Raw genomic sequence first — 441 nt, 5'->3', positions numbered from 1 at the left:
AAGGTGAAGACAGTGATGACCCATTCGCAGGTATCGGTGATGACGGTAATCTAGATGAGTCGTTAGCTGATGTTGACGTTGATATTAGCTCAAATGGCATCAGCGTTAATGGTGACGATAAAGCGCTTGGTCTCGAAGAGATGGAGCGAGCGCTAGACGATGTGGTGATTGAAGATTCTGATGATGAAGGCTTCGACCTATCTGACGATGGTGAGTTCTCGCAAGATGAGCTCGACTCACTATTAGCAGGTGATGGAGACTCGGAAGAACTTGGTTCCGATGAGCTAGACCAATCTCTACTTGATGACTTGTTTAGTGAAGCACAAGGTGAAGACAGTGATGACCCATTCGCAGGTATCGGTGATGACGGTAATCTAGATGAGTCGTTAGCTGATGTTGACGTTGATATTAGCTCAAATGGCATCAGCGTTAATGGTGACG

General features: G+C 46.3%; 1 pseudogene. It reads left to right on the top strand.

Annotated features, from left to right (window positions below):
• Positions 1–441, top strand: a pseudogene (locus QTO00_RS20865) (FimV/HubP family polar landmark protein); the annotation flags it as partial.

The sequence above is a fragment of the Vibrio sp. M260118 genome (assembly GCF_036533755.1).
Taxonomy (GTDB): domain Bacteria; phylum Pseudomonadota; class Gammaproteobacteria; order Enterobacterales; family Vibrionaceae; genus Vibrio.
Note: the sequence above shows the minus strand (reverse complement) of the source record. Positions and strands in the feature narration are given on the sequence as shown.